Source organism: Devosia insulae DS-56, from assembly GCF_000970465.2.
Lineage (GTDB): Bacteria > Pseudomonadota > Alphaproteobacteria > Rhizobiales > Devosiaceae > Devosia_A > Devosia_A insulae.
Genome location: NZ_LAJE02000045.1, coordinates 23,791 through 30,190, shown reverse-complemented (window position 1 = coordinate 30,190; position 6,400 = coordinate 23,791). Strand labels below are relative to the sequence as shown.

The 6,400-nt window shown below is 65.4% G+C and carries 6 protein-coding genes; 3 read left to right on the top strand and 3 right to left on the bottom strand.

From position 1 onward, the window contains the following. The first annotated feature begins 259 nt into the window (after positions 1 to 259). The 3 genes from VW23_RS02330 to VW23_RS02320 all read left to right on the top strand — a co-directional run bounded on the left by VW23_RS02330 (position 260) and on the right by VW23_RS02320 (position 2,913). Positions 260 to 940 carry a nucleoside/nucleotide kinase family protein gene (locus VW23_RS02330; RefSeq protein WP_069907980.1) on the top strand — a complete coding sequence of 227 codons (681 nt, stop codon included), beginning with the start codon at positions 260 to 262 and terminating at the stop codon, positions 938 to 940. 67 nt (positions 941 to 1,007) lie between these two features. Beyond that, positions 1,008 to 1,496, top strand: a complete 489-nt coding sequence (locus tag VW23_RS02325; RefSeq protein WP_069907979.1) for a DUF2165 family protein — start codon at positions 1,008 to 1,010, stop codon at positions 1,494 to 1,496. A 76-nt stretch (positions 1,497 to 1,572) separates the two neighbouring features. Then, positions 1,573 to 2,913, top strand: coding sequence for an MATE family efflux transporter (locus VW23_RS02320; protein WP_069907978.1), 1,341 nt, complete (start codon positions 1,573 to 1,575; stop codon positions 2,911 to 2,913). A gap of 208 nt (positions 2,914 to 3,121) precedes the next feature. Here the strand turns inward: VW23_RS02320 and VW23_RS02315 are convergent, their stop codons facing one another. Genes VW23_RS02315 through VW23_RS02305 form a run of 3 tightly spaced genes read right to left on the bottom strand, consistent with a single transcriptional unit; the run spans position 3,122 to position 6,246 of the window. Further along, positions 3,122 to 4,198, bottom strand: coding sequence for a quinone-dependent dihydroorotate dehydrogenase (locus tag VW23_RS02315; RefSeq protein WP_069907983.1), 1,077 nt, complete (start codon positions 4,196 to 4,198; stop codon positions 3,122 to 3,124). Positions 4,199 to 4,227: 29 nt separating this feature from the next. Next, on the bottom strand, positions 4,228 to 4,581 hold the full coding sequence (locus VW23_RS02310; protein WP_069907982.1) for a DUF952 domain-containing protein: 354 nt from the start codon (positions 4,579 to 4,581) through the stop codon (positions 4,228 to 4,230). A 15-nt stretch (positions 4,582 to 4,596) separates the two neighbouring features. Further along, positions 4,597 to 6,246, bottom strand: coding sequence for a lysine--tRNA ligase (locus tag VW23_RS02305; protein ID WP_425285191.1), 1,650 nt, complete (start codon positions 6,244 to 6,246; stop codon positions 4,597 to 4,599). Positions 6,247 to 6,400: the final 154 nt, after the last annotated feature.

Sequence of the window (6,400 nt, the reverse complement as noted above, 5' to 3'; positions counted from 1 at the left end):
CGCTCACAGTTGACGCTGTCTAGTCCTTGTGTATGCGCGTGATATAGCATCAGCAATCAGCGGTGCGCTACACAACAGTGCATATGTCTCATGTAGCCCTGCGGTCTACACTGTGCACATTCTTATCTTTTTAGTGATGCGGCGACGAGCGGGTTCTAGACTAGATCGCTCGTCGGGAGCATCAGATGTGTATAAGAGCGAGGGAGGGGGGTGGGCCACGGGCTCGGAATCCGCTACGCCATTCGCCGGAGGCGCCCCGATGAACGACAACGAACAGCAGGTGTTGCAGTTGAGGCCGGAGGCGGCGCTGGCGCTGCTGATCGAGCGGGTGCAGCACATGCTGACCACCTATGAAGGGCGCATCGCCATCGGGCTCGCCGGCGGGCCTGGCGTCGGCAAATCGACGCTGGCGGTGAAGCTGGTGGAGGCGCTGAACGCGACAACCCCTGACCTCGCCGCCTATGTGCCGATGGACGGCTTCCACATGCGGCACTCCAAGCTCGAGAGCCTCGGCACCGTAAAGGACAAGGGCGCGCCGCACACTTTCGAAGGCGCAGCGTTCGCCGAGTTCCTCGCCGGGGTGAAGGCGGCGACGCTGCAGGTGAGCGGCCCCGGCTATTCGCGCGAGATCGAGGACGTGGTGATCGACGCCTTCATCGTTCCGGCTGGTGCGCGGGTGCTGGTGGTCGAGGGCAACTATCTGCTGCTGGCCAATGCGCCATGGTGGCAGGTGCGGCCGCTGCTCGACCTTGCCGTGTTCATCGATCTGCCGCGCGACACGGTGAAGGCCCGGCTGCTGGCGCGACATGCGCAGCACGGCCTGTTCACCGCCGAGCGCAACCGGCAGCATGTCGAGCGCGTCGATCTCGCCAATTACGATCTGGTGAAACGCTCGCGCGGCCGTGCCGATATCGCCATCGATCTGGTGACTGAGCGCTGACGCCGGCTACCGCCGCGCCCTCGCGCCTGCTAGGCATCTGAGGCGTTTCGGCGGCGGGGGGTGATCCATGCTTGTTCGGTTCTGCAAGATCGGCTTCGTCGCCGTGGTGGCGCTGTTCTTCTCGGTCATCGCCTACGGCAACATCACCGACTACGACAGCAACTGGCAGTTCGTGCAGCACGTGCTGAGCATGGACACCATCTTCCCCAATTCGACCCTGAAGTGGCGGGCGATCACCGACCCCAACCTGCAGACCGCCGGGTACTGGGGCATTATCGGCTGGGAGGCGCTGACGGCACTGGTGCTGTGGGTCGGCGTTATCCGCCTGCTTGTGGCTGTGTCGGGGCCGGGGTTCGTGCGCGCCAAGGGCATCGCGGCCGTCGGGCTCACCATGGGTTTTCTGCTGTTCGGGCTGGGTTTCGTCGTGGTGGGCGGCGAGTGGTTCGCCATGTGGCAGTCCGAAACCTGGAACGGCCAGCAGAAGGCCTTCGAGTTCATCTCGATGATCGGCCTCGCGCTCGCCGTGCTGCTGCTGCCGGAACCGGCCGAGGCGTGACCGGGCGCCGCCGCTGGCGTAGAGTTTCGCCCACTCAATCGAATCGCCCGCCCCGCCTCCAGTTCAGACGGCCCAATTGACCCGACCGACCTATCCGTTCGACGTGCGCTCGCGCGACGTCTGGGCCATTGCCTTGCCCGCCTCCGTCGCGTTCATCACCGAGCCGCTGGCCGGGCTGGTCGATATTACGGTGATCGGCCGGCAGGGCGATGCGGCGGTGCTGGGTGGCGTGGTGGTGGGCGCCCTGGTGTTCGATTTCATCTTCTCGATGGCGTATTTCCTGAGGACCGGCACCGCCGGACTGACGGCGCAGGCGATCGGGGCGCGCGATCCGCGCGACGGCTTGCTGCATGCGGCGCGGGCCATCGGCATCGGCATTATCGCCGCGGCACTGATGATCGCGCTGCAAGTGCCACTGCTGGCGCTGGCCAACCTCGCGATGGCGCCCACCCCTGGTGTCGCGGAGGCCTTGAAGCAGTATTTCGAAGTGCGGATCTGGGCCGCGCCGTTCTCGCTGATCAACTATGCGCTGCTCGGCTGGTTCTATGGCCGGGCGCAGGCCAAGACCGGCATGATGCTGCAGATGCTGATCCACGGGATCGATATCCCGCTGTCGATCCTGTTCGTGATGAGTTTTGGCTGGGGCCCGCACGGCGCGGCTCTGGCGACAGTGATCGGCCAGGCCGCAGCGTGCCTGCTCGGGCTGGTATTCCTGGTCCGGCACTTCGGCGGCTTCAGAAAAATCATGGCGCTGATCGTGCCGGATGAGCTATTCCACGGCCATGCCCTGCAGCGGATGTTCGGGCTCAGCCGCGACCTGATGATCCGCTCGATCGCGCTGATGGGGGCCTATGCCTATTTCGCGGCGCAAGGCTCGCGGCTGGGCGAAGTGCCGCTCGCCGCCAACGCGATCCTGCTCAACTTTCTGATGATCTCGGGCTTCTTTCTCGATGGCATCGCCCAGGCGGCGGAACAGCTTTGCGGCAAGGCCGTCGGCGCCAACTGGCGGCCGGCCTTCGACCGCGCCTACACCCTCGCATTCCGCTGGGGCACACTGATCGCGGTGGGCCTGGCGCTGGTCTGGTTTGCCGGCGGCTGGTACCTGATCGACTTCATGACCACCAGCGAGCCGGTGCGCGAGTACGCCCGGATGTTCCTCTGGGTCGCGGCACTCTCCTCACTCACCGGAATGCCGGCCTTCGTGTTCGACGGGATTTTGGTGGGCGTGACCCTCAACACGGTGATGCGCAACGGCATGGTGCTGGCGCTCGCCCTGTTCCTCGCCGCCGCCGTGGTGCTGCAGGGGGCGTTCGGAAATACCGGGTTGTGGATCTCGATCCACCTGTTCTTCCTCTGCCGCGCCGGGTTCTACTGGTGGGCGCTGGAGCGGAAGAAGGCGGGGTTGTTCAGTAGCTGACTGATAGAGACGGCCCCCTCCCTCGCCATTCGAGCATAGCTCTCATGGCCTTCTCGCCTCAAATCGCTCCACTGGAGCGATTTGCCCTTCGGGACGGTTCGAAGTCCCCCATAATGGGGAAGGTGAAGAGTCGAGGTTTTGTCTTCGATTGTGCCCAGTGAACCGACGGGGCACCTCCCCCTTTATGGGGGAGGATGGGAGTCGTCTGCTAGAGGCTAGCCTTGCCCGAAGCCCACTCCGCCGTCGTCAGCCCGGTCAGTTCCGACACCGACTTCAGCCCCCTGCTCCGCACCGCCGCGCTGAGGCCACGCTTCAGCCGGTCGAGCATGTCGAGCCCGCCGAATACCAGCGCGGAGTAGAGCTGGATGGCGTCGGCGCCAGCCTCGAACTTGGCCACGGCGCTCTCGGGCGAGTGGATGCCGCCGACCCCGATGATCGGCAGCTTGCCGACCCGCTGGCGCACCTGCGCCAGCTTCCGCGTCGCGAGGTTGAACAGCGGCTTGCCCGAGAGACCGCCGGTTTCGGTGGCGTTCTCCATGCCCTGCACCGGGTCGCGGCTCAGCGTGGTGTTGGAGACGATCAGTCCATCGAGATCGGTGGCGAGCACCACTTTGGCGATGCCGTCGAGCGCCTTCTCATCGAGATCGGGGGCGATTTTCAGCAGCACCGGGACGCGCACCGAGGCTTTGGAGCGTGCCTTCAGCACCGCCGCCAGCAGCCGGGTCAGCGCTTCGTCGGCCTGCAGGTTCCTGAGCCCCGGCGTATTCGGCGAGGAGATGTTGACCGTCAGGTAATCAGCGACTTCGGCGAAGCGCGTGATGCCGGTGACATAGTCGGCGACGAAATCCTCAGAATCCTTGTTGGCCCCGATATTGACCCCGAGGATGGCGCCGACATGGGCGCCCTTCAGTCGGGCGAACGCCGCATCATGGCCCTCGTTGTTGAAGCCCATGCGGTTAATCACACCATCGGCCGGGGTGACCCGGAACAGCCGCGGCTTGGGGTTGCCGACTTGCGGCCGCGGCGTGACGGTGCCGATCTCCACCATGCCGAAGCCCATGCGGGCCAGCGGCTTGGGCACCTCGGCATTCTTGTCGAAGCCGGCCGCCATGCCGACCGGGTTCCTGAGGTCGAGGCCGCACAGCGTAGTGCGAAGCTCCGGCGGATCGGCACCCTCCTGCTCCGGTGCAAGGCCAAGCCGCAGCGCCGCGATAGTGGCGCCATGGGCGATCTCGGGGTCCATCTTCAACAGCGTGTCGCGGGTCAGGCCGGAGACCAGCGGCATGCGGAGCAGCGGCGAGAGGCGCGAGAAGATCATTTGACCCAATCCGGCAGCGTGGCGACGCCATCGGCGGGGACGTCGAGCCGCGCCATGTTGGAGACCGCCGCCATCGGCAGGGTGGCGAACAGATGCGGGAACAGATCGCCGCCGCGCGAGGCTTCCCATCGCAGCGTCTCGCCGAGTGGCGCCGTCGGCACCTGGAACAGCACCTGATCGCTCAGCCCGGCGAAATAGAGCCGGATGGTTTCGCCCAGCTGCGGCGCGCTCGAAAAGTGGATGTAGCCATCCTTGAGGTCGATCGGCTGGCCGACGAAGTGGCCGGCGGCCAGCGAGGCCTCATAGATCTCGCGGCTCGCGACCTTGTAGATGAACTCCGGGGTGGCCACGGTATGCTCCTTCAATCAGGCGGCGGTGACCAGCTTGCCGGCCAGCGCATCGGCGATCAGCTTCCGCGTCTCGACGACGCCGTAAAGCGCGATGAACGAGCCGAAGCGCGGCCCCTGGTCGGCGCCGAGCAGCACCTGGTAGATGGCGCCGAACCAATCGCGCAGCGGATCGAAGGTGTGGGCGTTGCCGACCGCATAGACGATGTCCTGCAGTTCCTTGGCCTCGAGCGCTTCCTTGCCGGCAAGCTGGTCGGCGAGGTCCTGCAACGCGGCGCGTTCCTTGTCGGTCGGCGCGCGGAACGTCTTGGTCGGCTTCACCTCGTCGTTGAAGTAACGCACCGCGTAACCCGCGAGCCGGTCGAGCTCGGGGTTGGTCAGCGGCGTCTCGCCTGGCAGGCGGCGCGAAATGTAGTTCCACAGCGCCGACTTCTCATGCGCGTTGGCAGCCGAGGCGAGGTTGAGCAGCAGCCCGAACGAGATCGGCATATCGACCACCGGGACCTTGCCCGAATGGATGTGGAAGGCCGGGTTCTCGAGCGCCGCTGCGGCGTCCTGGCCGTTATAGGCGGCGACGTGCTGGTAATACTCATCGACGGCGCGCGGGATCACATCGAAATACAGGCGCTTGGCCACCCGCGGCTTCTGGAACATGTAGAGGCTCAGGGTCTCGGTGCCGGCATAGGTCAGCCACTCATCGATGGTCAGCCCGTTGCCCTTCGACTTCGAGATCTTCTGGCCCAGGTCATCGAGGAACAACTCATAGACATAGTGCTCGGGCGGCGTGCCGCCGAGGATGGCGCAGATCTTGTCGTAGAGGTGCTGGTTGGTCTGGTGGTCCTTGCCGAACATCTCGAAATCGACGCCGAGCGCCGCCCAGCGCATGCCGAAATCCGGCTTCCACTGCAGCTTCACGTGGCCGCCGGTGACCGGCAGCGTGGCGTCGCGGCCATCCTCGTCGACAAAGGTCACCGTACCGGCCTTGGCATCGACGTGCTTCATCGGCACGTAGAGCACGCGGCCCGAAATCGGCGAGATCGGCAGGAACGGCGAATAGGTCGCCTGCCGCTCCTCGCCCAGGCTAGGCAGCATCACCGCCATGATTTGGTCGTACCGCTCGGCGGCGCGCAGCAGCACCTCGTCGAAGCGGCCGGCCTTGTAGTATTCGGTGGCGCTGGCGAACTCGTAGTTGAAGCCAAAAGTGTCGAGGAAGCGCCGCAGCATGGTGTTGTTGTGGTCGCCAAAGCTCGGGTAGTCGCCGCCGAACGGGTTCGGCACTGATGTCAGCGGCATCTGCAGATACGGCTCGAGCGCGGCGCGATCCGGCACGTTTTCCGGGATCTTGCGCATGCCATCCATGTCGTCGGAGAAGCAGAGCAAGCGGGTCGGGATCTCGTCGCGGGTCAACAGCCGGAAGGCGGTGCGGACCATAGTGGTGCGGGCCACTTCGCCGAAGGTGCCGATATGCGGCAGGCCCGAGGGACCGTAACCGGTCTCGAACAGCACTTCGGTCAATCCCAGCCGCTCGACCCGAGCCACCAGTTTCCGGGCTTCCTCGAACGGCCAGGCGCGCGCCGTCTGGGCGGCGTCGAAGAAGGCGGGGTCGAGGGTCGGAAGCGGCGCGGGCACGGCAGGCCTCAGATGCTGAGTGGGGAGATGGCGCTCAATTGCACCAGCCGGCTACGGGCGTCAATGGCAAGCGCCCTGCCCCGCCTTGCCAAGCGGCGGTGCGGTGCCTAGTTATGCGGGACTTTTCCAGCAAGGTCTTGGTTGTCGCGAGATCGAGCCGGAAAGATCTGCACCTTTCCTGATCTCGCTTTCG